Source organism: Bradyrhizobium sp. 604_D8_N2_3 (genome assembly GCF_051810765.1).
GTDB classification, from domain to species: domain Bacteria; phylum Pseudomonadota; class Alphaproteobacteria; order Rhizobiales; family Xanthobacteraceae; genus Bradyrhizobium; species Bradyrhizobium barranii.
The window spans coordinates 5,132,873-5,158,115 of the sequence record NZ_JBPWPM010000001.1; the positions used below are offsets into that span (position 1 = coordinate 5,132,873).

Below are 25,243 nucleotides of genomic sequence, written 5' to 3' on the forward strand. Positions count from 1 at the left end.
GCGCTGATGCGAACGGACGGAGATAAGGGTTTAATCCAAGATGAGTGTTGCAGGGACAGCACAATCGTTACCGGGAAGACACGGGTTGGCTTACTGCGATACCCTCGTGAATATGACAATACACAACTTGAGATTTCAGATCTGTTCAGGCGCACCCCAGCGCGGGTCTCAGGAACGGAGTGTGCCTCACCTGAGTCGCGGCGGCCCGCAGTACCAACCCCGTCATCCTGAGGCAGGAGTGATGAGCGCCAAGCGCCCAGCTCAATCCGTCAGGTCGAGCCGCATGAACTGGTTGTGCGGGCTCGCCTCATAGTCGGCGAACGGCGAGCAGGAGACGAAACCGGCGCTGCGGTAGAGCGAGATGGCGGGCGCGTGCAGGGCTGCCGTGCCGGTCTCCAGGCTGAGGTGCACGTAACCCCGCCTGCGGGCTTCAGCGATGATATGGCCCAGCAGTGCGCGCCCTACCCCGGTGCCCCGTGCAGCCGGCGCGGCACGCATCGACTTCACCTCGCCATGCGTATGATCCAGCTCCTTCAGCGCACCGAACCCGAGCAGGACATCGTCCTGCCAAGCCGTCCAGAAGGTCACGGTGGCAGCCGAAAGGCCGGTGGCATCGAGAGCGAAGGCGCGCTCGGCCATGACGCTGCGCAGCTCCTCGAGATGATGTGCCAACAAATCGGCGACATAGGGCGCCGTCGGATCGTCTCGTCTGATCTCCACCTCATCCCCCTGCTGCCGCACGCGTGCCACCGTTTAAGCACAGGTGGCACGCCCGCGGCATAGCCATGATCGGTGCTATTCCCAAGTCAGCGCACCACCATTCTGGTATTCGATGACGCGGGTCTCGAAGAAGTTCTTCTCCTTCTTCAGATCCATTGCCTCCGACATCCACGGGAACGGGTTCTCGACCTCGGCGAACACCGGAGCGAGCCCGATCTGCGCACAGCGGCGGTTGGCGATGAAGTGCATGTACTGCTCGCACAGCGCAGCATTCAGGCCGAGGAAGCCGCGCGGCATCGTGTCCCGTCCGTAGGCGGCCTCTAATTCGGCTGCATCACGGATCATGCCGCGAACCTCGTCCTGGAATGCCGCCGTCCACAGATGCGGGTTCTCGATCTTGATCTGGTTGATCACGTCGATGCCGAAGTTGAGATGGATGCTCTCGTCGCGCAGGATGTATTGATACTGCTCGGCGATGCCGACCATCTTGTTACGGCGGCCAAGCGACAGGATCTGCGCGAAGCCGGTGTAGAACCACATCCCCTCGAACACGACATAGAAGGCGACGAGATCGCGCAGGAAGGCGCGGTCGCTATCCGGCGTCCCCGTCTGGAACGACGGATCGTCCAGGTGCTGCGTGTGCTTGAGCGCCCAGGCCGCCTTGTCCGTGATCGACGGCACCTCACGGTACATGTTGAACAGCTCGCCCTCGTCGAGCCCGAGGCTTTCGACGATATACTGGAAGGTGTGGGTGTGAACCGCCTCCTCGAAGGCCTGCCGAAGGAGGTACTGCCGGCACTCCGGATTGGTGAGATGGCGATAGATCGCCAGCACGATGTTGTTGGCGACCAGCGATTCGGAAGCCGCGAAGAATCCGAGATTGCGCTTGATCGCGCGCCGCTCGTCCTCGGTCAGCCCGTCCCGCGACTTCCATAGCGCGATGTCGGCCTGCATCGAGACTTCGGTCGGCATCCAGTGATTGTTGCAGCCTGAAAGATACTTCTCCCAGGCCCATTTGTACTTCAGCGGAAGCAGCTGGTTGACGTCGGCGCGGCAGTTGATCATCCGCTTCTCGTCGACGGAGACGCGGCCGCCGGCGCGATCGATCGCGCCTAAGCCGGTCGGGTCGGCCGGCTCGAGCTTGAGCTGGGTCTGCGGACGCAGTGCGGTGGCGAGACTTGAGGCGGCCGGAGCGACTGCTGTGGTTTCGGTATCGGACCAGTCGAGCATCGTCATCTCCTCACTGGCACGCTTCGCATTCGGGATCGTCGATCCGGCAGGCCTTGATGCCGTCGAGGTCCGGCGTTGCCGCGGTCGGCATCATGATCGGCGCGTGCGACACTGCCACTGACGCGGACACCGCATTGAGCTTTCCGTCGGTGCCCTTCAACGTCGATTTCTCGACATGCGTGGCGCTGCGCGAGCGCAAATAGTAGGTCGTCTTCAAGCCGCGCCGCCAGGCCAGCCGGTAGAGCGCATCGAGCTTCTTGCCGGAGGGATTGGCGATGTAGAGGTTGAGCGACTGCGACTGGTCGATCCATTTCTGCCGGCGCGCGGCCGCCTCGATCAGCCAGGCGCTGTCGATCTCGAAGGCGGTGGCGTAGAGCGCCTTCAGATCGTCAGGAACGCGGTCGATCTGGCCGACGCTGCCGTCGAAATATTTGAGGTCGGAGACCATCACCTCGTCCCAAAGCCCCCTCGCCTTGAGGTCGCGCACCAGGAACTCGTTCACGACCGTGAAGTCGCCGGACATGTTCGATTTCACGAACAGGTTCTGATAGTTCGGCTCGATCGACTGCGAGACGCCGCAGATGTTGGAGATCGTCGCCGTCGGCGCGATCGCCATGACGTTCGAGTTGCGCATGCCGCTGGACGTGACCTTCTTGCGCAGGCGATCCCAGTCGAGCGTTGCGGAGCGATCGACGTCGAGACCACCGCGCGAGTCGGCGAGAAGCTGGATGGAGTCGAGCGGCAAGATGCCCTTCGACCACAGCGAGCCCTCGAAGCTCGGATAGCGTCCGCGCTCCGCGGCGAGATCGGACGACGCTTCGATCGCGTGGAACGAGATTGCCTCCATGCTGGTGTCGGCAAACGCCACGGCCGCGTCGGACGCGGTCGGAATGCGCTGGACCTGAAGCGCTTCCTGAAAGCCCATCAGGCCGAGCCCGACGGGACGATGACGCATGTTGGAACGCCGCGCCTCGGGGATGGTGTAGAAATTGATGTCGATGACGTTGTCGAGCATCCGTACTGCTGTCGTCACCGTCCGCTTCAGCTTGGCATGGTCGAGTCCATTGGGACCGACATGGTTGAGCATGTTGATGGAGCCGAGATTGCAGACCGCGACCTCGTCGGCGGAGGTGTTCAGCGTGATCTCGGTGCAGAGGTTCGACGAGTGGATCACGCCAACGTGCCGCTGCGGCGAACGCAGATTGCAGGGGTCCTTGAAGGTGATCCAGGGATGACCGGTCTCGAACAGCATGGTCAGCATGCGACGCCAGAGGTCGCTCGCGCGCACGGTCTTGAAGACGCGCATGCCGCCGGCTTTCGCCCTGGCCTCATAGGCCTCGTAAGCCGTCTTGAACGCCTCGCCATAGAGATCGTGCAAATCGGGCGTCTCGTCAGGCGAGAACAGCGTCCATTCGCCATCGGCATCGACGCGCTGCATGAACAGGTCCGGCACCCAATTGGCGGTGTTCATGTCGTGGGTGCGGCGGCGGTCGTCGCCGGTGTTCTTGCGCAGGTCGAGGAATTCCTCGATGTCGACGTGCCAGGTCTCAAGATAGGCGCAGACCGCGCCCTTGCGCTTGCCGCCCTGGTTGACGGCAATCGCGGTGTCGTTGGCAACCTTCAGGAACGGGATGATGCCCTGGCTCTCGCCGTTGGTGCCCTTGATGTGGGCGCCGAGACCGCGGACCGGCGTCCAGTCGTTGCCGAGGCCGCCGGAATATTTTGCCAGCAGTGCGTTGTCCTTGATCGACTTGAAGATGCCGTCGAGATCGTCCGAGACGGTTGTGAGAAAACAGGACGACAATTGCGGACGCAGCGTACCCGAATTAAACAGCGTCGGCGTCGAGGCCATGAAGTCGAACGACGACAGCAGATCGTAGAACTCGATCGCCTTGGCTTCGCGGTCGATCTCGCGAACCGCAAGACCCATCGCGACGCGCATGAAGAAGGCTTGCGGCAGTTCGATCCGCTTGCCGCGGACGTGCAGGAAGTAGCGGTCGTAAAGTGTCTGGAGGCCGAGGAACTGGAAATTCAGGTCGCGCTCGGGCTTGAGTGCAGCCGCGATCCGGCCGAGGTCGAAGCGGGCCAGTTCAGGATCGAGCAGTTCGGCGGCAATGCCGGTCTTCACATAGGCCGGGAAATATTCGACATAGCGTACAGCCATATCGGCCTGCGAGGCGGAGGTCGGCACGGCATGGACATAGGACAGCACCTCGCCGCGCAGCTTGTCCAGCAGCAGGCGCGCGCTGACATAGGCGTAGTTCGGCTCCTCCTCGACCAGCGTGCGCCCGGCCATGATCGAGGCCAGCGCCAGTTCGTCCTGGCTGATGCCGTCGTAGAGATTGCGGGTGGTCTCGGTGAGCACGGGTGCCGCGGAAACGCCGTCGAGGTCGGCGCAGGCTTCGCCGATAATCAGCGCAAGCCGCTTGGCGTCGAGACCAACGCGCGAACCGTCGGCGAGCGTGACCTGAAGTGCCGGCGCGACAGCGGGCGTCGCTTCCGCGGCCGCCTCCTCGGCGCGCTGGCGCGACCGCTCCTCGCGGTACAGCACATAGGCGCGTGCGACCTTGTGGTGCTCGCTCCGCATCAAGGCGAGCTCGACCTGGTCCTGCACGTCCTCGATATGGAAGGTGCGTCCCTCGCCTGCCCGCCGCATCAGCGCAGTGACGACTTCGGCCGTCAGCTGCTCCACGCTCTCATGGACGCGGCGTGAGGCGACCGCGCTGGTGCCTTCGACCGCAAGGAAAGCCTTGGTCATGGCGACCGCGATCTTGGCGGAATCGAACGGCGAGACCTTGCCGTTGCGACGGATGATCTGCATGGCCGGCTCGCTCGAAGCAGGCGCAAGCGATTGTGGACGCAAATGAACGATGGGTGCGGAAGCGGTGTCCGCGTCGTGCAGGTTCAGTGACATCAATGGGCCCCGTGATGCGCGCGTTGTGTTTGAGCGGGGCTGTAAGGAAGGACGCTGCAGAAACGCCGGCAGCAGAGTTGCCGGGCGGTGCATGCAAGCGACCGCCGGACACCCCGCCCGTGGACGTTCAGATTGTCGCGGCAGGTCTCCTGGCTCGCAGGTCGTCGCCCACTTCCCGTCTTCCCGGCGCGAAAGGCGCCAGTGACGATTGTTCGGAAGCAGCTCGCTGCTGACAGTTGCGGGGGCAGCGCCGGAATTCCGCGCTCTCGCGCGGTTCACCGGCTTCCCTCTTAGCCACTAAATCTTGCGATCCAGCGGAACCGTGACGCCCACATGTGGTGACATATGCAGCCGGGTGTCAACGATTCGTTGCGGGTCAGAAGCTCTGTTCCCTGTGGAATGCGGGAATTCGCACTTGGGGCGCTCTTCAGCTTGGCGCGCTGTGTGACCCACGGCCCGACTGCAGGATCACACAGTCCGGCGCGACGCTGCCGCTGCATGTCGCCTCGCAGCCGCTCACCAGCGACGTCACTGTCGCTTCCAGCACGCGCAGCTCCGCAATTTTCGCCCTGATTGCACCGAGGTGCTTCTCCGCAAAGGTCCTCGTTTCGCCGCACGGCGAGCATCGCTGGCCGGCGAGCCAGACCGAGCTGGTCAGCCCGATGCGCGTCACGATGACGGCGGTGAAGGCGCCCTCGCCGCCCAGGAACGGCGTGGACGCTCGACGCTATTCGGACGAAAGGTGATAGCCGCGATCGCGATAGTCGAAATCGACGAGTTCGCAGATCCGAGCCGAGGGATCGGCGGGCGCCGCATAATAAGCCCTGATCTCCTTGATGCGACCGCTCGCCCCTTCGAACGCGTACCATTCGTCGCCGCGAAGCGCCGTGCCATGCGTGCGCTTCCAGTGCGTCCATTCGATCACGGCTTCCGGCGACGTCGACGAGCAAAGAATCTTTTCGATCGTCCATCGCGACCCGAGATTCTCGACGCACCAGATCCATTTGCGCGCGATGGTATCGGCGCCACGCCATGGAATGTCCGGCAAGCCGGGTGGGAAGTAGTGAACCGCGTCCGCTGTGAAGCAGGCCATCAAGGCATCGTAGTCGGCGGCGTTGCAGGCGTCGAAATAGCGACGGATCGTCGCCTCCATGGCGGCGGGCGATGTCTTGCTCATGTCAGGCTCCCGCCCGGATCGTCGTGGCCCGCGCCGGATCCGCACCGGCCTTTTTCCAGGCCTCAAAGTCGGCGCGCACGGCAGGTGTGGGCGGATAGACGCCGTAGAGCGGCTCGCCCGCACTGATACGATACGACAGGTACTTCTCGAGCTGGTCCCGCCTCTCGCAGAGGTCGGCCATTTCGGCGGCCAAATGCCGTGGCACGACCGTGATGCCGTCACCGTCACCGACGATGATGTCGCCCGGGTAGACCGCCACGTCGGCGCAGGCGATTGGAATATTCAGATCCGCGACGCGATGATACGACAACCGCGTCGATGCCGTGACCTGCCGGGCATAGGCGGGGAAATCGAGCCGCGCCAGCTCCTGGCCGTCACGAAACGCACCATCAGTGACAATGGCCGCGGCGCCCCGCACCTTCATCCGCGTCGGCAGCATAGCGCCCGCAGAGGCCGCGCGCGGATCGTTACGGCTGTCGATCACCAGGACATGGCCGGGCGGGATACTCTCGACCGCTTCCCACTGCAGATTGTCCGCGTTCGGATACGGCGTGAGCGTCTCTATGGTATCGAGATCCTCTCGCGCCGGGATCATGCGCATGGTGAAGGCCTCGCCGGCGAAGCGGACCGCGTCCTTGTTCATCGGCACCAGCCCGACCAGGAAGCACTGGCGCAGGCCTTTCTTGAACAGCTCGGTGGTCAGCGAACCCGAGGAGACATCCTTCAGCCGGCGGATGACAGACGGATCCAGGGGACTAAGCTTCGTCTTTGGTTCGTACATGGCCATCCTCCCTCAGGGGCGCTTTCCGACCTCGTGGACGTCACGGGCCCAGGCGCGCGCCTGCTCCGACAGGCTGAAGCCGAGGCCCGGTCGGTTCGGCACGATCATGCGGCCGTTCACGACCTCGAGCTTCTCGTTGAACATCGCCTCCGACCACTCGAAATGCTCGACCCAGGGCTCCCGGGCATAGGCCGCGGTCAGGTGCAGATGGATCTCCATGCAATAGTGCGGCGCAAGCTGGAGCTTCTTGTGGTCGGCGAGCGCGAGGATCTTGAGGAACGGCGTGATGCCGCCGACGCGCGGTGCATCCGGCTGGATGAAATCGACCGAATTGTTGCGGATCAGCTCGTAATGCTCGTCGATGCTGGTCAACATCTCGCCGGTCGCAATCGGGGTCGCAAGCTCGGCCGCCAGCGCCGCATGACCTTCGTAATCGTAGGCGTCGAGCGGCTCCTCGATCCAGGTCAGGTTGAATTGCTCGGCGATGCGGCCGAAGCGCAGCGCCGTGGTGCGGTCCCATTGCTGGTTGGCGTCGATCGCCAGCGGAACGTCGCCGATATGGTTGCGAACCGCCTCGATGCGCTTGAGGTCGACCATCGGATCGGGCTGGCCGACCTTCAGCTTGATGGCGCCGATGCCCCTGTCGAGCGCCATGCTGACGCGTTCTTTCACCTCCTCGATCGGCATCGAAAGATATCCGCCCGAGGTGTTGTAGCAGCGCACGGAGTCACGATGGGCACCGAGCAGCTTTGCCAGCGGCAGCTTGGCGCGCTTGGCCTTGAGATCCCACAGCGCGATGTCGAAGGCGGCGATGGCCTGCGTGGACATGCCGCTGCGGCCGACCGAGGCGCCGGCCCAGACGAGCTTGTCCCACAGACGCGCGATGTCGTTCGGATCCTCGCCGATCAGGTCGCCGGCGATCTCCCTGGCGTGCGCAAACTGCCCCGGACCACCGGCACGCTTCGAATAGCTGTAGCCGATGCCGCTGTGGCCGTTCTCGGTCTCGATCTCGGCAAACAGGAAGGCGATCTCGGTGAGGGGCTTTTGCCGGCCGGTGAGAACCTTGGCATCGCTGATCGCCTGGGCGAGCGGCAGGAAGACGAGCGACGTCCTCACCCATGCGATCCGGTCCGTCGTCGCTTCCCCGGCTGCGAGCCCTGCCGCGAGCGGGTTGGCGATAATGCGCGCGTTGACCTGGTAGTTCATGGCTTTCTCCTATCGATGTGGATTTACGGGAAATGATGTCATTCGGCAGCGACCGGCGCGGAGCGGATCAGCCCGCTGCCTTCGCGAATGACGAGACGCTCGATCGGCCCGACGATGACCCAGTAACAGAGCACGGCCAGCAGCCCATGCAGGCCGACATACAGCAACGCGCCGTTGAACGATCCGGTGGCGGAGAGGATGTAGCCGATCGCAACAGGCGTCACGATTCCGGCGGTGTTGCCGACGGCGTTGAAGACGCCGCCCGTGAGCCCGATCACCTCCTTGGGCGCAGTGTCGGCAACGACCGTCCAGCCCAGCGAGCCAAAACCCTTGCCGAAGAAGGCCGCGCTCATCAGCACGGTGATCAGGACCGTGGAGTCCGTGTAGTTGCAGCCGATGATCAGCACCGTCATGACGAGGCCGACCGTGATCGGGGTCTTGCGCGCGATGCTGAGCGAACCGGTGCGCTTGAACAGCCAGTCGGTGAAAAAGCCTGTGGTAACGCCGCCGACGAAGCCGCAGATGGCGGGGATGGTCGCGATCAGGCTCGCATCGAGCACCGACAGGCCGCGGTCCTTGACGAGGTAGGTCGGAAACCAGGACACGAAGAACCAGGTGATGGACGAGATGCCGTATTGCGCCAGGAAGATGCCGAAGAGCATGCGGCTCCTGAACAGCTCGGCGAGATCAGACCAGCGCGGCCCCTGCTCCGCAGCGGCGGCAGACGATGCCCCGCCGAGTTCGACCAGCGCGCCTCCGGCACGCAGATGATCGAGCTCTGCGGCTCCAATTTTGGGATGACGACTCGGCGGGTAGTAGGCGACGGCCCAGAGCGCCGCGAACAGGAAGCCCAGCACGCCCATCACGCCAAAAATGTGCTCCCAGCCGAAGCGGTGATCGAGGAAGCCCATCAGCGGCGTGAAGAGGACGAGCGAGACATATTGGGCGCTGTTGAAAATGGCGCCCGCGACGCCGCGCTCCGCGGACGGAAACCACGCCGCGATGATACGCCCGGCCGCGGGGCCGACAGGCGACTCGAAGACACCGAGCATGAAGCGCAGGATCAGCATCACCAGGAACGGGTAGCTGGCCCAGCCGACGCAGCTCATCAGGAAGGTGACGAGCGACCACAAGATCAATCCGCCCAAAATGGTCTGTTTCGCACCGAGCCGATCCGCGATCCAGCCAGCGGGAAGATGCGCAAGTACATAGGCCCACGCGAACGCCGAAAACATCCAGCCGAGCTCGACCGGCGTGATGCCGAGCGCCTTCGACATGTTCGGCCCGGCGATCGATAGCGTCGCCCGGTCGCCGCTGCTGAGCGCGAGCAGGATGGTGATCAACGCCAGAGTGACGAAACGATAATGCGTCCGTGCGGACGGCTTCTGCTCCGTGGCCACGCTGCTCCCCTTCTTTCCCGATTTTGTTTGCCCGGCCGCCTTCGGCGACCGTGGATGTCCGGAACGCCAGCGACGATCGGACGCGAGAAAGCTAGATCAGCGATCAATTCAGGTCTAAACTCATTTTTGGATTTAATTGATCCAGAAAAGGTATCAATGATCGAGTTCGGACAGGTACGCGCGTTCGTGGCGGTGGCCGATGAGCTGAATTTCGGTCGTGCCGCCAAGCGGCTGAATATGACGCAGCCGCCGCTCAGCCGGCAGATCCAGATCTTGGAGGCAACGCTTGCCGTCAAGCTGCTCGAGCGCACCAGCCGATCGGTCAGGCTGACCGCGGCCGGACGCGCCTTCCTGAGCGAGGCCCGCGCGATGCTTCAGCAGCGCGAGCATGCGGTCAAAGCCGCCCGGCAAGCCGCGTCGCTCGCCGGTGGAGCGCTGTCAATCGGGTTCGTCGGCGCGACGACGTACGGCTATTTGCCCTGGCTCGCAACGCGAGTTCGCGATGAACTGCCGGATATCGAGATCACCTTTGAGGAGCTGACATCGCGCCAGCAGCTCGATGCACTGAGGTCGGGCCGGATCGATCTCGGATTGGTTCGGCCGATCGAGACGGAGAAGCCAATTAGAAGCGCGAGCGTCTTCCGTGAAGGGCTTGCCCTTGCGCTGCCGCTTGACCATCCGCTCGCGGTGCGACGCCGGCCGGAGCTGTCGCATCTCGAGGGCCAGCCCTTCATCATGTATTCGTCGGGCGGTCCATATATGCGCGCGCTCTTGACGGCGGCGTTCGACGCCAATGGCATCCGGCCCCAGGTCGTGCAATCGATGAGTCAGGCACAGGCTATCTTGTCGCTGGTCAGCGCAGGTCTCGGCCTTGCGATCGTCCCGGACGAAACACGCAACGCCTGTTTCGACAACGTCGTGTTTCGCCCGATCAGGCTCGGACCATCGGTCTTCGCCGAACTCCATGCGATCTGGCGCAGTGACAACCGCAACACCGCCCTGCCTCGGTTGCGCGAACTTGCGTTCCGGACCGCACGCTGAGCGCAGCCTGAAGCGCGGTGCCCTGCGGTGGTGGGGCAAAGTCCGGTCATCGCAACGACCGGACCTGGAGACTCCGGAGGCGTCCTACGCGTTCCGCATCGCGCGCCCGAACGGATCGACCAGGCGGACGATCTCGCAGGCGGCGACGAGGCCGGCGAGCCAGACGGCGCTGGTCAGCCCGATGCGCGTCACGATGGCCGCAGTGAACGCGCCCTCTCCGCCAAGGAACGGCGTCGCGGCAAGCAGCGCGAGCTCATAGGCGGCATAGGCGGCGACGAGCGCGATGGCCAGCATCAGCGGCGTGCGGCCCTGCGGCAGCAGGCGGAGAACGGTCGATGCCGCTGCCGTCGACAGCAACGCGGCAGCACCGATGACAAAGCCCCAGGCGATGGTGCTGCCATCGATGGGATAGTGCAGCACGCCGAAGCCGATGGTCTGGTTCACGAGCCAGGCGCCAGTGACGACGAGCAGCGCCGGACGCATCGGCAGCATTGCGGCGGCGACGACGGCGAACGCCGCAAACGGCGTCGCGCAGGCAAGCGCGAAGCTCGCGAGCGCGCATGACACCGTCAGCAGCGCAAAGCAGAACATCGGCGCGAGGCGCGACGCGACCGGATGAAGGCGGAAACGGTCGGCGTGGGGCGGCAGGATGGTGACAGTCATGGAACGATCTCCTTGTAGGATTTGTAGCACAATTTTGCTGGAACGTAGCATCACGTCTGACTCAGTGAAGAGCCTCCATGGGATCTTCAGTCTCGGCTGGATCGCGCCGGTCGTAGGCGGCAAGCCAGGCGGCGAGTGCCGCCGTGTGCGGCTCCTTGGCCGCCAATTGACGCAAGGCCACGCGAACGGTGGCGCGCGCCGTGCGATCGGGCGGAAGCGTCACCATCTCAGGTCCCCGCCCCTTCGCGACCGCCTCGACCACGGCCCTCTTGCACGCCGTCAGCTCCGGCAGCCCATAGAGTTCGAGCAGCGCCTGGAAGGCTGCGTGATGATCCGGCCGAAAAGCGCGCTTGCGGCCGAGCTGATCGCGCAGCGGATGGGCCGGATAGAGATGCGCGCAGGGGATCCACCACTCAGGCAGCGGCTCGGTGGCGGCATGGGTGCGGCGATGCGCGAGCAGCTTTGGCAGGACGTGGGTGTGCGGGCCGTCAGGGCTTCGCCCACCCGGCGGCGGGATCGGCTGGAATACCTCGGCGCGCCCGATACGGCTGGTGAAGACGCGGTGCGGATTGGCGGCCAGAATGATCCGCATGGCGTCGCTTTCGGGCGCGAACACGGATTGGCCCGTGCGGCTCCTGAGCGCGGCGACGGCATCGGCATCGCTGACGCGGATGCAGGCGTCGACCTGCAACGTTCCGAGGCCAAGGTCGAACAGGATGCCGCTGCGATCCCTCGTCAGGAGCGCCTCGATATCCGGACCGAGCTCGGTCAGCACGGTACGACCACTCATGGCGCTGGCTTCATGCGGAAGGCACAATGCGATGCGGTGGCTCCAGCTCTCCGTGGTCGGCGATTCCGATGCTATCAGGCGCAGGCCCGGGTGGGAGACAACGCGCATCCCACCCTTCTGCGTCACGACGCTGCCCCCGTTGCGCGACTGCTCCATATCGAAGGCCTCACCGGGCTCGCGTGTGAACTCGGCAATGGCACCGAACGTGCCGACGCTCCAGCCGGCCTCAGCGTCGGCAAGCTGGCTTGCGATCAGGTCCATGAGCGGATCGGCCGTCGTCATGAGGCTTCTCTCTCTCGCTATCTGACGTCGTAATTCGCCAGGCGAATGCCGCCATAGACGCCCAGTCCCGGCTGCAGAAAGCCAGTCGGATTTTGATAGTGCACATTGGCGAGATTATCGACCCGGCCGAACACCTTCACCTGGTCGGTGACCAGATATTCGGCTGCGACGTTGACGACAGTGTAGGCCGGAGCCAGCAGACGCAGAATGCTGAAGTCGCGGTTACCATCGACGAAACTCCCGACGTGCAACACGGTTGCGGACAATGTGAGCGGGTCGATCGGATTCCAGATGACATTTGCGCTCCACTTCTCCTTCGGACGCCTCAGCAGCTCCAGTCCCGCCGTCGCATCCACCGCGCGGGTAAAAGTGTAGTCGGCACGAACGCGAAGCCGGTCCGTGATCGCAGCCGCGACGAAGCTCTCCGTGCCCTCCGTGATCGCCTTGCCGATATTGGTGTTGGTGCTCGTGAACGTCAGGGGATCGAACGTGCTCTGGATCAGGTCCGTGATGTTGTTGCGGAAGTAGGCCGACCCGAAGCGAACGCGATCGCCAAACAAGGGTTGCTCGAAGCCGGCGTCGAATCCGACGCTTTCCTCGGGCCTGAGGTTGGGATTTGCAAAGAAGAAGAACGCGGGAAAGCTGACGTAAAGCTGGTTAAGCGTCGGCGCCTTGAACCCCGTGCCGTAGCTTCCCTTGAACTTCGTATCCGTGACCGGCACGATCACGGCAGACGCCAGACGAAAGGTCGGATGCTCTCCAAACCGCTCGTTGTCGTCCTGCCGGACGTTGGCCGTGAAGAAGACTCGATCCCGGAACTGGGACTGCAGCTCCATATATCCGGCCTTGTTGACGTTTTGCGCCGAAACCGTCGCCGTTTGCAGTGTTTCGGTCTCATGCTCCGCACCAATGATGACATTGTTGTTGGGCGCGAGCTGGGTCGTGGTGTGCCAATCATACTTGACGCGGTCGCCGGTCGTGATCGTGGCCATCGCGTTGCCGGGCGAGATGTTGTAGTTCCAGTGATTGGTGTAGTTGACGCCGAAATAGCTTTTCATCCGGTCGTCGAGAGCGGACCAGACCGCCTCCCCGCGCGTGAAGAGCTGGTGCACCGTCTGCGTGCTTTGCGCGGCCGCGGGAAAGCTCGCGGATGTGACGGGATCGAAAGTGTCTCCGGTAAAGCGCAGGGTGGCGTCAGTATACCGCGCGACGCCGTTGAGCGTCAGGTTTTCGCTCAATTCGGCGCCAAGCTTCGTCGAATAGGTCATGTTGTCGTAATAGTTGCCGATCGCCTTCTGCCCCGGCGGCAGCAATTCGACCGGTGTCACCGGCACGTCGTTCGCGTGGAAATGCGCGACGTTGAAGGCATAGTTGAAGTGGTCCTGTGAACCGCTCAGACTTGCAGTTTGATTGAACGTTCCGAACGAGCCTCCCTCGACCGAGCCGGTGGCGCGGGCGGGACCGTCGCCCTTCTTCGTCACGATGGAGATCACGCCCCCCAGCGCGTCTGCGCCGTAGAGACCGCCCTGCGGACCGCGCAGGACTTCGATCTGCTGAATGTCGGAGGTGAGCAACTGGCCGAAATCAAACGAACGGTTCGGGTTGCCGGGATCGCTGACATCGATGCCGTCGATCAGGACCTTGGTGTGGTTGGAATTCGTTCCGCGCATGAAGATCGACGTCTGTCCGCCCGGACCGCCGGTCTGCACGAGGTTCAGGCCAGGAACCGCGCTCAGCGCATCGGATGCGGTCCGGCGCTGATCGCGCTCCATGTCTCTGGCGGTCAGAACCGTCACCGAGCTCGCAACCAGATTGGTCGGAGTGACAACGCCCGTCGGACTGACGACGACCGTCGGAAACAGGTTGGCCGCGGATACCCCGGCAACCGGGGGCGACGCCGGCACCAGCTCGGGTTTCGGCAACCGAGCGACGCGCTGCCGCTCGGGCTTGTCCGGCGCAGGCCGCGCGACTTGCGGCTTGGCCGGACGCTCGGTCGGCGCGACCTCGACCGGCGGCAGCAGATCGGGCGATGCCGATTGCTGGGCCTGGGCAATGGACAGATCGAGCGAATACAGGGAAACGAACGCGACAACGCCGGCGCGGAAGCGCCTGGCGGCAAAGACAATACGGGACACTCTTGTAACCTCGGTATGACGTCAGTGGCACGTCACAGCGAACGAGGTTTCACGGCAGAGCGTTCGATTGCTCCGGTGAAGCTAATGTCTGTACTCCCCGACCGACATCTTCGCGTGTGACCACGGCTGACGGCAGGTCTCCTGGCTCGCGGGTCGTTACCTTACGTCGCCTTCCCAGGACCGAGATTCCCAGTGGCATATGACGAAAGATTCACCGCTTACAGTTGCGGGGGCAGCCGTGGCGTTGAGAATATCCCGGTATCGGGAAAACCTCGCACCACGTTCCCTTTTGATCTCCGTGAGGAGAACCGTCACCGGCCAATCTACGGGGCGGGCAAGCGGAGAGTCAATCGGCCGGTTGCATGACGGGCAAAGCACCGCACCGGAGATTGAGCCGGCGCAATCAGGCCGTCTCCCGCTCCGAACGCGTCCTGATCATCGCCCGCTCGCCGGCATCGACGAGCTGGCCGATGCCGGTGCGGCCTGTGAGCGCGCAGCGGATGATGTTCTCGGCAACGGACCTGCGAAAGCAATGGTCCTCGCCGACCGGGCGATTGCGGCAGACCCGATCCAGCGCCAGCTTCATGTTGATCCGGGTGCGGGTGTCGAAATGCTCGCTGATCATTCGCAGGGCCTCGGTGCGTTGATGTCGGAGCGGAAACGCGTCGGCGTAGGCCGGGTTCCAAAAAAGGACCGCGCAAGGCGTTGCGCAGAGCCGACTACGCCCGATCTCTTGGTCCTGTGACGGGCGGGCTACGCCCGACCTCTTGGCCGCTGGGCCTGAGCCCAGGCCGCGGTGACGTCGCGCAGCGGAGCGTCGATGCGCCGGATCGGGGTCAGCTCACCGGAGGCCGAGATGATGGCGGTCTCCTCGCGGCGACAGCGCGGGCATACGAAGCGGACCTCGTGCGGCGACGAAGACCAGCTCGAACGTTTGACGTTGGCCGCCATCGGCCATGCATCGCAATGCGAGCACGACACCAGGAACCGACCGGGATCGAGCATACCCATTCCATAGGACTCCGCGTCCTGCCTGCCGCTTCAATGACTAACCCATGTGAATCGTTCCGGTGCCCGAGCACCCTCAGCGCTAGCTCCAGCCAGCGCCGCCGCTCAGTGGGCACCCTTGAGGGTGCATGACGTGGTGCAGGTGACGGTGTTGCCGTGGTCGCACGCCTTGCAGGCGGCAACGCACTGGTTCATGTCGCGGGGATTGTAGGAGCTGTAGTTCCGCATCGCACAGACCGGGGTCGAGCCGGTGATGTCCTGCTCCTGGTTGCAGGCGGCCGTCATGAGCGCGAAGATGAGGACTGCGAGAAGGCGCATGGGATTGCCCTGGTTAGGAGCGGCAAAGCGACGTCAGCGAGATGCGCTGCACCGCAACGGACCTCGGCATTCCCAATGCGAGCAATCATGATCGCGACGCTCGCATCCTCAAAGGATGCGCGCCAAACATTAAGAACGGATTGCAGGTGGCGTCAGGCCGCGGCCTTGGTCGCGATCGCCTTCCGCATATCCACCGCCAGCTGACGGTACTGCTCCGAGAGTCTCAGATAGAACTCGCGCTTGGTGCTGTCGGTGGCGAGCTTGGCAATCAGCTCGCATTCGGCGGTGAGCGTCTCGAACCGTTCCAGCCTGTCATGAAGTTCTGTCATCGGCGTGTCCCCATCAAACGCCACAAGGGACGTCAAACCTAAGCCTGAGAAATAGGTCACGGCGAACATCGTTATCCAGTAGAAACGTTTTTTCCAGCAAGGGCGGTGCAAGCCCAGCAAGAACGGCTATTTCTGCTCCAGCCGCCAGGCACCATCCCAAGCTGCGTCCGGCGGATTGGCCTCGAACTGCGCGATGCGGCCGAGCAGCGTGCGCGAGGGACCGTCGCCGGGCACGGCTTCGAGCGCTGCATTGAACGCGGCGCGAGCCTCGTCGAAGCGTTGCGCGCGGTAGGCGGCGAGGCCTTCGGCGTAGCGCGCGCGCAGGCTCTCCTGCGGGACGCTGAGCCCGTGCGCCTTGCTCATCACCTCGAAAATGGCCTGCGTTGCGCTTTGGCCGGCCACCGCCAGACGATCGATCTCGCGCAGCTCGAGGTTCGAGCCGATCGCGTCCGCCGTCGCCTGCGCGATCAGGATCCGCGTGCCGTAGATCTTGTTGACCAGTTCGAGCCGCGAAGCGAGGTTCACGGCATCGCCCATCACGGTGAAGCTCATCATCAGCTCGGAGCCGATGCTGCCGGTCAGGACCTCGCCGGTGGCAATCCCGATGCGCAGATCGCAAGGGCCTGGCATGGCGCGGATGCCGAGCAGGTCAGGCAATTGCTTCTGCAACGCCGGCACCTCATCGGCCATGTCGATGGCGGCGTAGCAGGCGAATAGCGCCGGCTCGTCCTCCTCAATGAAGGGAGGGCCCCAATAGGCCATGATGGCATCGCCGATATATTTATCGATGACGCCGCGATGGCTCCGGATCGGCGCGGACATCACCGTGAAATAGTGGTTCATCACCTTGACGAGGCCGCGCGGGGTCATGCCCTCGCTCATCGAGGTGAAGCCGCTCATGTCGGAGAACATGATCGTCATCACCCGGCGCTGGCCGTCGATGGCGACCTCCGGGCGGTCGATCAGCCCCTGCGCCACCTTGGGATCGATATAGCGGCCAAAGGTCTCACGGATCCGCTCGTTGTGCCGCAGCTGCTCGATCATGCGATTGAAGGCGGCGGCGAGTTCGCCGATCTCGTCCTGGGTCGAGACCGTGATGGTCTTGTCGAAGCGGCCCGCCTCGACCTCGCGGGTGCCGGCGAGCAACAGCCGCACCGGTCGCGTGATGCCACTGGAGACGAGGAGCGCGAAAGCAAATCCGACCACCGCCGCGAGGATGGTGACGATGCCCGAAATGATCATCGCCTGGCGCTGGCGACCGATCACTGTCGCCGTGCTGGCGAAGACCTGCTTCAGCATGTCGGCGCGGATCGCGTCGATCTTCTGGTTGAACTGGTCGCGTATGGTGTCGAGATGCTCCAGGGTCCCGCGCGCCTCCGTCATCTGCTTGCCTTCGACCTGCTTGAGGAGTTTTGCGTGGTCCTCATTCATGTCGTGACGTAGCTCGGTGAGAGCGGTTTCGATGCGGGTCTCGATCCGCGCCAGCCCGGCATTGTCGGAAGGCGTCCTCTTGTCGTCGATGATCGCGTTGATGTGCGTGCGCGCGGCCTCGCCTTCCTCGTCGATCTTCCGATCGGCCTCCTCGAATTCGCGCAGGCGCGCCGCATAGGCCTCCTCCTCCGAGGGGGCCTGCATCTTCATCATGACCATCCGCCGCAGCGCCACCGAGCGCTCCAGCGAGCGGATGTTGGCGCGCGCCAGATGGCCGTAGGCCGGAATGTAGCGATCGGTCAGCTCGTCGAGCAGGACACCGACCTGGCTCGACATCACCATCGAAAGAATCGCGGTGACCAGCATCAGGACGATCAATCCGAGGGCGATCCCGACGATCTTGCGCCTGATCGACTGGTTGAAAAGTGGCATGAGCGGTGGGGGTAAGAGCTGAAAGGATCGGTTGGGAACTCAATACACCGGATTTGGACGCGGGAACACGCGCAATCTGGCCTTCGCGGCGCCCTGAACCGCGCGCAACCGTCGCGCGAGCCCTATTCGTTAACAAAGGTTGAAGGCATCACCCTTTCCGCCATTTCGGAAGTTCCCGAGTTCCCATCGGTATTTTGCCGCATTGTTGAAGGAGCGTGAGGACTGCGAAACGATGTCGTGGCATCGTTTTGGGTGTCGTCTTTGATTCTCAAGCCGCATGTCGTCGCGGACCTTGGTTTGTAGTGGTTTCGCAGGGGGACCATCGAATGAACCAGTGCCTACGCTCGCTCGCGTGTGTCGTTGCCGTGGCCGCATTGGCCCTTCTTCCTGCCGAGCTGGCAGCGAAGAGCAGTCACAAATCGTCGGCGTCGAAGAAAACGCATGAGACGAAAGCCGGCGGCAAGCAGCGTCACGCTGCCGCGAAGTCGCGCCACGGCAAGCATGCCGACGCCAAGCGCAAGTCCAAGAAGGACGACGAGCCCTCGGACAAGCCGGCGCCGCCGCCGCTCACCGGCGACCTCGCCGCGCTGAAGGACGCCATCGATCTCGCGCGCAAGGGCAAGACCGACGATGCGAGCGCGGCGCGCGACCGCATTGCCGACCCGGCCGGACAGAAGCTCGCCGACTGGTTCATGCTGCGCCATTCCGAGAGCACGGCACCTTTCAAGCGCTACGCCGCCTTCCTCGCCGCCAATCCGGACTGGCCGAGCAGCGCCCTGCTCCGCCGCCGCGCCGAAGCGCGGCTGTGGCAGGAGAAGAGCGACGCGGCGGCCGTGCACAAGTTCACGATGGACCGGCCGACCAGCGCCAAGGGCAAGTTCGCGCTCGCCCGCGTGCTCCTGAGTGAAGGCGACAATGACAGGGCTACGCGCCTGGTGCGCGAGGCCTGGCGCACGGACGAATTGTCCGAGCGCAGCGAGGAGGATTCCTACGAGGCGTTCCGCGATCTCCTGACCGCTGACGATCATCGCGCCCGCATGGACAAGCGCCTCGGCGCCAAGGACTACGCCGCCGCAAGGCGCGCGGCCAAGCGGCTTGGCGAAGATGCGCTCGCGATCGTCAAGGCCTGCTCGGCCGTCACCGGCAAGGCCAACAAGGCCAAGGATTATCTCGAGGACGTCTCGACCGAGGCGCGCCGCGATCTCGGCTATGTCCTGTGCCGCGCGCAGTGGCATCTCCAGAACGACCGCATCGACGACGCCGCCGAGGTGATCCTCGCGGCCGCACCCGACACGATGGCGGCCCAGGACACCGATGCCTGGTGGCGCGAGCGGCGCCTGCTCGCGCGAAAGCTGCTCGACCAGGGCAAGTTCAAGACCGCCTACGACGTGGTGCGCGCGGCGGCGGTGCCCGCGATGGAAGTCTATCGCGTCGACTACCACTTCATGTGCGGCTGGATCGCGCTGCGCTATCTCGACGATCCCAAGGCGGCCATGGTGCATTTCGCCGCGATCGACGAAGGCTCGGCCAATCCGATCGCGCTGTCGCGTGCGCATTACTGGCGCGGCCGCGCGGCCGAGGCGATGGGGGCGACGGCGGATGCCCGCATGAGCTATCAGGCGGCGGCGCGCTATCCGACCGCCTATTACGGCCAGCTCGCACGCGCCAGGCTCGGCGTCGACGGGATCGAGCTGCGCCCGCCCTCGCCCGTGCTGGCCGCGGCCGACACGCAGCCCGCGGACGAGCGCGTCCGCGCCGCCGAGATGCTCTACGGCATCGGCGAGCGCGACATGGTGTTCTATTACGCCGAGGATTTTGCCAAGGAGAGCACCGACGTCGCAGCGCTGGAAGCGCTCGGCGAGCTCGCCGGCCGGCGCAACGATGCGCGCGTGATGCTGGAGGTCGGCAAGTCGGCGCTGGCGCGCGGGCTTGCGCTCGACCATTACGCCTTCCCGACCATCGGCATTCCCGAGCACAAGCAGGTCGCGCCCGCAATCGAGACCAGCGTGATCTATTCGGTGGCGCGCACCGAAAGCTCGTTCGACCAGCGCGACAAGTCTGCCGCCAACGCGGTCGGGCTGATGCAGGTGACCCCGGAGGCGGGCCGCGATACCGCAAGACGCTTTGGCCTGACCTATGACTGGGACAGGATGGTGTCCGATCCCGTCTACAACACGCAGATGGGCGCGGCCGAGCTCAGCGCGCTGCTGTCGGAATATCGCGGCGACCAGATCATGACCTTCGCGGGCTACAATGCCGGCCGCGGCCGGGTGCGCGAATGGGTGCAGGCGCGCGGCGACCCGCGCGACCCCAAGGTCGATCCGGTCGACTGGGTCGAGCGCATCCCGCTGTCGGAGACGCGCAACTACGTCCAGCGCGTGATGGAGAATGTGCTGGTCTACCGCGCCCGGTTCGAGGGCAGCGGCACAGCCACGGCGAAGTCCGAGCAACGCGTCACGACGCACGAAGTCAGCGCGGCACCCACGGCAGCGGCCGCAGCCGCCGCGCCCTAGCTTCGCAACGCCGGGGCTGGACGCGGCGCGAAGCTGGATGCAGTGACTGCGGCAGCCGACTCTGCGCGGCTCGCATCGATAGGCTAGCCGTCACCTCCTTCCGTGGTCAGAAGGTTCGTGCGCGCGCAGAAATGCTTCCGTGAGCGCGCCCGAGAGCGCGCCGAATTGCATCATCCAGCTCCAGCTCGAAATGGCCGCTAACACCGTGACCATCTCGAGCGAACTGCGGTAAGGCCAGAGCGCTTCCATGCTCGTCTGCTGATACCGGCGGTAGCAATCATACTCGCAGTACTGCCGTTGCGTGGACACATGCCGGACGTAGCTCGAGCCCAGCGGCCGGGCGCACGCGCTGCAGGTGACGCCATGGCGCGGTTGGTCCTGGTTGACGAGCATGAATTTCAACGTCCTGTTCTCCCCTGCCAGCAGCCGCATCGGCCGATGCGCTTCGCCCACCCGTCAGCTCAAGACGCCGCTTGCGCTCGCCTCTCGATCAACGGCGCCGCTTCGTGATGGAGCGCGTAACACTCGTAGCCGCAATAGGGCAGCAGCGTCTTCGCGTCGCGCAGATAACCGCCGCTGATCTCCTCGCAGCACCATAGACAGAACGTCTTGCGGAAAGGGGTCCGGCCGTTCACCAATATGAATCTCACGTGGCACCTCCCAACGCGAAGCAGTAGACCGTGTCGACCAGAGAGGCTGACGGCGGCGGCGCGCAAAGATGGTTGCGACCGTCGGGATTGTCCCTGTTTCGCTCGACCTTCTGGGATGGAATGAGGATGTACTTCCCGTCCTCCCGGCGCCGCGCGTAGATCCGGCCGTCGACGTATCGCACCTCGGTCGGATAGCAATCCGCGCTGTTGCAGCAGCTGAGCACGGGATTATCGGGCATGTGCCAGCTGGAATAGAACTTCTCGTGCAGGAGCTGATCCTGGAGCGGATGATGACGATGTGCACCATCCTGTCCGAGCTCGTCGGCCTTCACTCCCGTTACCAACGGAAGCGGCAGCGCGATCATCAAGAGGAGCTTGCAAGCAACGTTCAGCACGCAGCCTCCGGTTCAGAATTGCCGAATGGAGCCGATCGAAGGGCTAATCCTCATGCCGCCTGAAATCGAAACAACCATCGGCGGTCGCGTTCGCGGCGCGCCCTGAAGCGATCGAGACATTTTCTGGAGCACAGCGGCGCTCGCCACGAATAATATCGGATCAGGCCAAACTTGCCGCTACAGACAGCGCAAGCTTTTACGGCAGGGCCACGCTCGGAGTGTTCAGGCGTATCGCACATCATGCTCTCCTCCCGGCTCTCATGGTCGTGGCTTCGCGCGTACGCTGACGCCCGGCCATCCACGCTCGTTAGTGAAATGCGGCCTCTCAATCGCGACCAGCCAATCGTGCGGCAAGTCGGGCAATGGACGCGGAGCTATCGGCAGCACATCGAGCTAATCGCCGGCTTGTGGCCTTGCACATCGCGTCCCTTCGATGGTTGTGAGACTAATCCGCATGCAACGGACGACTCAATTGTACGGAGGTAAATGTGCGCTATGACTTGGGATGCGCGAGCTATACGTAGGTTTGTCCCGTAGTTTTCCGGGCCTTCGCCGCACCTTCGCAACGAGACGGCGCAAGGCCGGCAGGCTGCACGGCTGCCGCGAGTTTCGGCGCGGAGTCTACTTTGGTCGGAGGGAATTGCTCCCCTGATTGCAAAGTGCTCTACTTGCTTCGACCCCTGCGAGCCGGGACGCCCGCGATGATGCCTGGCCAAATCGCGAAATTTGGTAATTCGGCCGCACAATTGCTGCTCGGCGGCCTCGCGGCGCTTCGATCTTTCGGCACCGGCGAGAAGGACAGTTCCGCGGTCGGTGATGACTCGCGACAGGACATCGTCGATCTACGCGACGCCGTGAAGCAGTGGCGCGAGGTGTTCGAGCATAATCCGGTCATGTATTTCATGGTCGATCCGGCCGGGACGGTGCTCAACGTGAACACGTTTGGCGCCGCACAATTGGGTTACACGGCGACCGAGTTGACCGGCCAATCCGTGCTGAACGTCTTTTTCGAGGAAGACCGCGACTTCGTCCGTCAATGCGTAGGGTTGTGCCTGGAAACCGTGGACCAGTCGCACACCTGGGAGATTCGCAAGATCCGCAAAGACGGCTCGGTTCTCTGGGTCCGTGAAAACGCCAAGGCGATGCTGCGCGGCGACGGCACGCCGGTCGTGCTGGTCGCCTGCGAAAACATCACCCAGCGCAAGGAGGCGGAGGATGCGCTGCGGCAGAGCGAGGCCTACCTCGCCCAGGCTCAGGAACTGAGCCGCACCGGCAGCTTCGGCTTGAGCCCCACGACCGACGAGATCTTCTGGTCGAGGGAAACGTTTCGCATTTTCCAATGTGACCCGGCCATGCAGCCGAACCTGGGCTTCGTGTTTCAGCGCATCCATCCGGAGGACCGCGATGCGGTCCGCAAGACCCTTGATCGAGCTTTCCGCGAGGCGGAGGATTTCGACCATGAATATCGCCTGTTGATGCCGGATGGATCCATCAAATATCTCCATTCCGTGGCACGCGCGGTGAGACGTGCATCCGGGCGCATCGAGTTCGCCGGCGCTGTCACCGATGTCACGATTGCAAAGGAAACAGAGAAGAGGCTGCGCCGGAGTGAGGCCTATCTGGCCGAAGCCCAGCGCCTCAGCCATACGAGCAGCTGGGCCTGGGACGTGCGTCGTCAGGAGTTTGCCTACCGATCGGCTGAACTCTACCGCCTGTTCGGATTTGAGCCGGACCAGATCGATGTCCCGGCGCGGGCTTTCCAGCAACGGATTCTCGCCGATGACTTTCGACGAATTGCCGACGTGGAACGTCGCGCAATCCACCAAGGGGAGCCCTTCGAAATCGACTTTCGGATTGCACGTCCGGACGGTTCGATACGACGTGTCCATACGGAGGGACATCCTGTCAAAGGCGGCGATGGCGATGTGATGGAAATCATCGGCACGCACGTGGACGTCACCGAGCAGTTCGCCGCAAAAGAAGCACTGCAAAAGGCCTTTGACGAGCTCAAGCAATCCGAGCAGCGCTTCCGCGACTATGCCGAAACCGCATCGGACTGGTTTTGGGAGACCGGGCCGGATCACCGCATCACCCGGATATCGGAACACGCCGACACGGCCAGTCCGGTGCCGACGGGCTTGATCGGGCTGACCCGTTGGGACATTCCGCCCGATGCCGAGTTCGAGCCCGAGAAGTGGGAGCAGCATCGCGCGGCGCTCGATGCCCACCTTCCGTTCCGCGACCTGGTTTACCGCAGCAGGGATCGCAACGGATCTCAGATTTACGTGCGCACCAGCGGCAAGCCCTTCCATGACGAGAATGGTAACTTCCTCGGCTATCGTGGCGTCAGCAGCGATGTGACGGCGGCAATCCGCACCGAGCAGGCCGAAGATGCCCTGCGCAAAGCGCAAGCCGAGCTCGCGCATGTCACGCGCATCACGACGCTCGGCGAGCTCACCGCCTCGATTGCCCACGAAATCAATCAGCCGCTCGCCGCCGTCATTTCCAATGCCGACGCCTGCATCGGTTGGCTCGGCCGCGACCCGGCCGATCTCGATGCTGCGCGCCGTTCCGTCGAATGGATCGTCGAGGACGCCAATCGGGCCAGCGAGGTGATCCGCCGGATCCGGGCGCTCGCGAAAAAGACCGAAATCGAGATGGTCCCAGTCGACATCAATCAGGTCGTGAGGGAGGTGATGGCCCTCGTTCGGCGCGAGCTCGCTACCCATGCCGTGTCGGTGCGGATGGAGTTGTCGTCGGGCCTGCCCAACATTTGCGGCGATCGGATCCAGCTCCAGCAGGTGCTGATCAACCTCGTCATGAACGGGATCGAAGCCATGCAAGCCAATGTCGAGCTCCCGCGCGAGCTGGCAATTCGCTCCAGTCGAGACGGCGACGAGCACCTGCTTCTTACCGTGACGGATCGCGGTCTCGGCCTTGACAGCGACGTGACAGACCGCATGTTCATGCCGTTCTTCACCACAAAGTCGAGCGGCCTGGGGATGGGACTATCGATCTGCCGATCGATCATCGAGGCTCACGCGGGCCGGCTTTCGGCATTCCCAAATGAGGGGAGCGGTGCAACATTCCAGATTGCCCTGCCCTTCCCACACGAGGCCGCGTCGTGACCGACCACGCCAAGCCAACGCAGGCGCAGGCACAGGCGGGGGCCGATGATCCGATCGTCCTGATCGTCGATGACGATCCGTCGATGCGGCGTGCGCTCACCAATCTCTTCCAATCGGTCGGCCTCAGGGTGGAGGCCTTCGGCTCGGCGGCGGAGGTCATGGAAGCCAAGCCGCCGGTGGTCCCCAGTTGCCTCGTGCTCGACATCCGCCTGCCCGGCTCGAGCGGCTTCGACCTCCAGGCGGACCTCGTGAAGGCCGACATTCGCACGCCTATCATCTTCATCACCGGTCATGGCGATATCCCCATGACCGTCCGGGCCATGAAGAGTGGCGCCATCGATTTTCTGACCAAGCCGGTGCGCGACCAGGACATGCTGGACGCGGTCCAGGCTGCGATCGAACGCGATCGCAAGCGGCGCGATGCCGAGAAGTCGGTGTCGAGCGTGCGGACTCGCTTCGAAGGCCTGACGCCGCGTCAACGCGACATTCTCGCCCTGGTTGCGTCCGGCCTGATGAACAAGCAAGTCGCTGCCGAGCTTGGATTGGCTGAGATTACCGTCAAGATCTATCGCGGGCAGATCATGCGGAAAATGGGTGCGAAGTCATTGGCCGATCTCGTCAGAATGACCGAGGTGCTCGGAATTCCACGCCCGGGGGGAAAGGTGCAAACCTAAGTATGCTTTCCAAGGTCGCTCCGGGG

At 63.8% G+C, this 25,243-nt stretch carries 22 protein-coding genes and 2 riboswitches; of the genes, 4 read left to right on the plus strand and 18 right to left on the minus strand.

What is annotated here, in order from left to right:
* Positions 1 to 261 precede the first annotated feature (261 nt).
* From AB7245_RS24430 to AB7245_RS24460, 7 genes are all read right to left on the minus strand, one after another.
* Positions 262 to 720, minus strand: coding sequence for a GNAT family N-acetyltransferase (locus AB7245_RS24430; protein WP_085404639.1), 459 nt, complete (start codon positions 718 to 720; stop codon positions 262 to 264).
* A gap of 75 nt (positions 721 to 795) precedes the next feature.
* Positions 796 to 1,950 carry a ribonucleotide-diphosphate reductase subunit beta gene (locus AB7245_RS24435; protein WP_085404748.1) on the minus strand — a complete coding sequence of 385 codons (1,155 nt, stop codon included), beginning with the start codon at positions 1,948 to 1,950 and terminating at the stop codon, positions 796 to 798.
* A 10-nt stretch (positions 1,951 to 1,960) separates the two neighbouring features.
* Complete coding sequence (locus AB7245_RS24440) at positions 1,961 to 4,864, minus strand: ribonucleoside-diphosphate reductase subunit alpha (RefSeq protein WP_354115203.1); 2,904 nt, start codon at positions 4,862 to 4,864, stop codon at positions 1,961 to 1,963.
* A 122-nt stretch (positions 4,865 to 4,986) separates the two neighbouring features.
* Positions 4,987 to 5,204, minus strand: a riboswitch (cobalamin riboswitch).
* Positions 5,205 to 5,591: 387 nt separating this feature from the next.
* Positions 5,592 to 6,041 (minus strand): nuclear transport factor 2 family protein, encoded by a 450-nt coding sequence (locus tag AB7245_RS24445; protein ID WP_085404636.1) that lies wholly within the window; start codon positions 6,039 to 6,041, stop codon positions 5,592 to 5,594.
* 1 nt (position 6,042) lies between these two features.
* A complete protein-coding gene (locus AB7245_RS24450; protein WP_245344250.1) occupies positions 6,043 to 6,822 on the minus strand; it encodes a ribonuclease activity regulator RraA in 780 nt (259 codons plus the stop codon).
* A 12-nt stretch (positions 6,823 to 6,834) separates the two neighbouring features.
* Positions 6,835 to 8,028 (minus strand): L-talarate/galactarate dehydratase, encoded by a 1,194-nt coding sequence (locus tag AB7245_RS24455; RefSeq protein ID WP_085404634.1) that lies wholly within the window; start codon positions 8,026 to 8,028, stop codon positions 6,835 to 6,837.
* A gap of 38 nt (positions 8,029 to 8,066) precedes the next feature.
* Positions 8,067 to 9,428, minus strand: a complete 1,362-nt coding sequence (locus tag AB7245_RS24460; RefSeq protein WP_085404633.1) for an MFS transporter — start codon at positions 9,426 to 9,428, stop codon at positions 8,067 to 8,069.
* Between the two features lie 156 nt (positions 9,429 to 9,584).
* Here AB7245_RS24460 and AB7245_RS24465 point away from each other — a divergent pair, with 156 nt between their 5' ends.
* Entirely contained in the window at positions 9,585 to 10,469 is an 885-nt protein-coding gene (locus tag AB7245_RS24465; protein ID WP_085404632.1) for a LysR family transcriptional regulator, read from the plus strand.
* Positions 10,470 to 10,553: 84 nt separating this feature from the next.
* Here AB7245_RS24465 and AB7245_RS24470 read toward each other — a convergent pair whose 3' ends face one another.
* From AB7245_RS24470 to AB7245_RS24505, 8 genes are all read right to left on the minus strand, one after another.
* Positions 10,554 to 11,132: a hypothetical protein gene (locus AB7245_RS24470; RefSeq protein ID WP_063983095.1), complete on the minus strand. Its 579-nt coding sequence runs from the start codon at positions 11,130 to 11,132 to the stop codon at positions 10,554 to 10,556.
* A gap of 61 nt (positions 11,133 to 11,193) precedes the next feature.
* Positions 11,194 to 12,204, minus strand: a complete 1,011-nt coding sequence (locus tag AB7245_RS24475; RefSeq protein ID WP_085404631.1) for a DUF6925 family protein — start codon at positions 12,202 to 12,204, stop codon at positions 11,194 to 11,196.
* A gap of 17 nt (positions 12,205 to 12,221) precedes the next feature.
* A complete protein-coding gene (locus AB7245_RS24480; protein WP_085404630.1) occupies positions 12,222 to 14,339 on the minus strand; it encodes a TonB-dependent receptor domain-containing protein in 2,118 nt (705 codons plus the stop codon).
* A gap of 114 nt (positions 14,340 to 14,453) precedes the next feature.
* Positions 14,454 to 14,667, minus strand: a riboswitch (cobalamin riboswitch).
* A 75-nt stretch (positions 14,668 to 14,742) separates the two neighbouring features.
* Complete coding sequence (locus tag AB7245_RS24485) at positions 14,743 to 14,964, minus strand: hypothetical protein (RefSeq protein WP_085404629.1); 222 nt, start codon at positions 14,962 to 14,964, stop codon at positions 14,743 to 14,745.
* Positions 14,965 to 15,092: 128 nt separating this feature from the next.
* Positions 15,093 to 15,350, minus strand: coding sequence for a hypothetical protein (locus AB7245_RS24490; protein WP_085404628.1), 258 nt, complete (start codon positions 15,348 to 15,350; stop codon positions 15,093 to 15,095).
* 102 nt (positions 15,351 to 15,452) lie between these two features.
* Entirely contained in the window at positions 15,453 to 15,665 is a 213-nt protein-coding gene (locus tag AB7245_RS24495) for a hypothetical protein (protein ID WP_063983092.1), read from the minus strand.
* 152 nt (positions 15,666 to 15,817) lie between these two features.
* Entirely contained in the window at positions 15,818 to 15,994 is a 177-nt protein-coding gene (locus AB7245_RS24500; protein WP_166341944.1) for a hypothetical protein, read from the minus strand.
* Positions 15,995 to 16,120: 126 nt separating this feature from the next.
* Entirely contained in the window at positions 16,121 to 17,857 is a 1,737-nt protein-coding gene (locus tag AB7245_RS24505; protein ID WP_085404627.1) for an adenylate/guanylate cyclase domain-containing protein, read from the minus strand.
* A gap of 326 nt (positions 17,858 to 18,183) precedes the next feature.
* Here AB7245_RS24505 and AB7245_RS24510 point away from each other — a divergent pair, with 326 nt between their 5' ends.
* Positions 18,184 to 20,370 (plus strand): lytic transglycosylase domain-containing protein, encoded by a 2,187-nt coding sequence (locus AB7245_RS24510; RefSeq protein ID WP_085404626.1) that lies wholly within the window; start codon positions 18,184 to 18,186, stop codon positions 20,368 to 20,370.
* A gap of 90 nt (positions 20,371 to 20,460) precedes the next feature.
* On the opposite strand, the gene AB7245_RS24515 is transcribed toward AB7245_RS24510, so the two are convergent.
* From AB7245_RS24515 to AB7245_RS24525, 3 genes are read right to left on the minus strand one after another with little or no spacing between them, the layout of a single operon-like run.
* Positions 20,461 to 20,823: a hypothetical protein gene (locus tag AB7245_RS24515; protein ID WP_245344249.1), complete on the minus strand. Its 363-nt coding sequence runs from the start codon at positions 20,821 to 20,823 to the stop codon at positions 20,461 to 20,463.
* 8 nt (positions 20,824 to 20,831) lie between these two features.
* Positions 20,832 to 21,020, minus strand: coding sequence for a hypothetical protein (locus tag AB7245_RS24520; protein WP_084795121.1), 189 nt, complete (start codon positions 21,018 to 21,020; stop codon positions 20,832 to 20,834).
* Positions 21,017 to 21,415, minus strand: a complete 399-nt coding sequence (locus AB7245_RS24525) for a hypothetical protein (protein WP_245344248.1) — start codon at positions 21,413 to 21,415, stop codon at positions 21,017 to 21,019. The genes AB7245_RS24520 and AB7245_RS24525 overlap by 4 nt, the downstream gene beginning before the upstream one ends.
* A 701-nt stretch (positions 21,416 to 22,116) precedes the next feature.
* Between AB7245_RS24525 and AB7245_RS24530 the strand changes: the two genes are divergently transcribed.
* On the plus strand, positions 22,117 to 24,543 hold the full coding sequence (locus AB7245_RS24530) for a PAS domain S-box protein (RefSeq protein ID WP_085404625.1): 2,427 nt from the start codon (positions 22,117 to 22,119) through the stop codon (positions 24,541 to 24,543).
* The gene (locus tag AB7245_RS24535) at positions 24,540 to 25,217 is read left to right on the plus strand and encodes a response regulator transcription factor (protein ID WP_085404624.1); all 678 of its coding nucleotides are present in this window, start codon (positions 24,540 to 24,542) and stop codon (positions 25,215 to 25,217) included. Before AB7245_RS24530 ends, AB7245_RS24535 begins: the two co-directional genes overlap by 4 nt.
* The last annotated feature ends 26 nt before the right edge of the window (positions 25,218 to 25,243 follow it).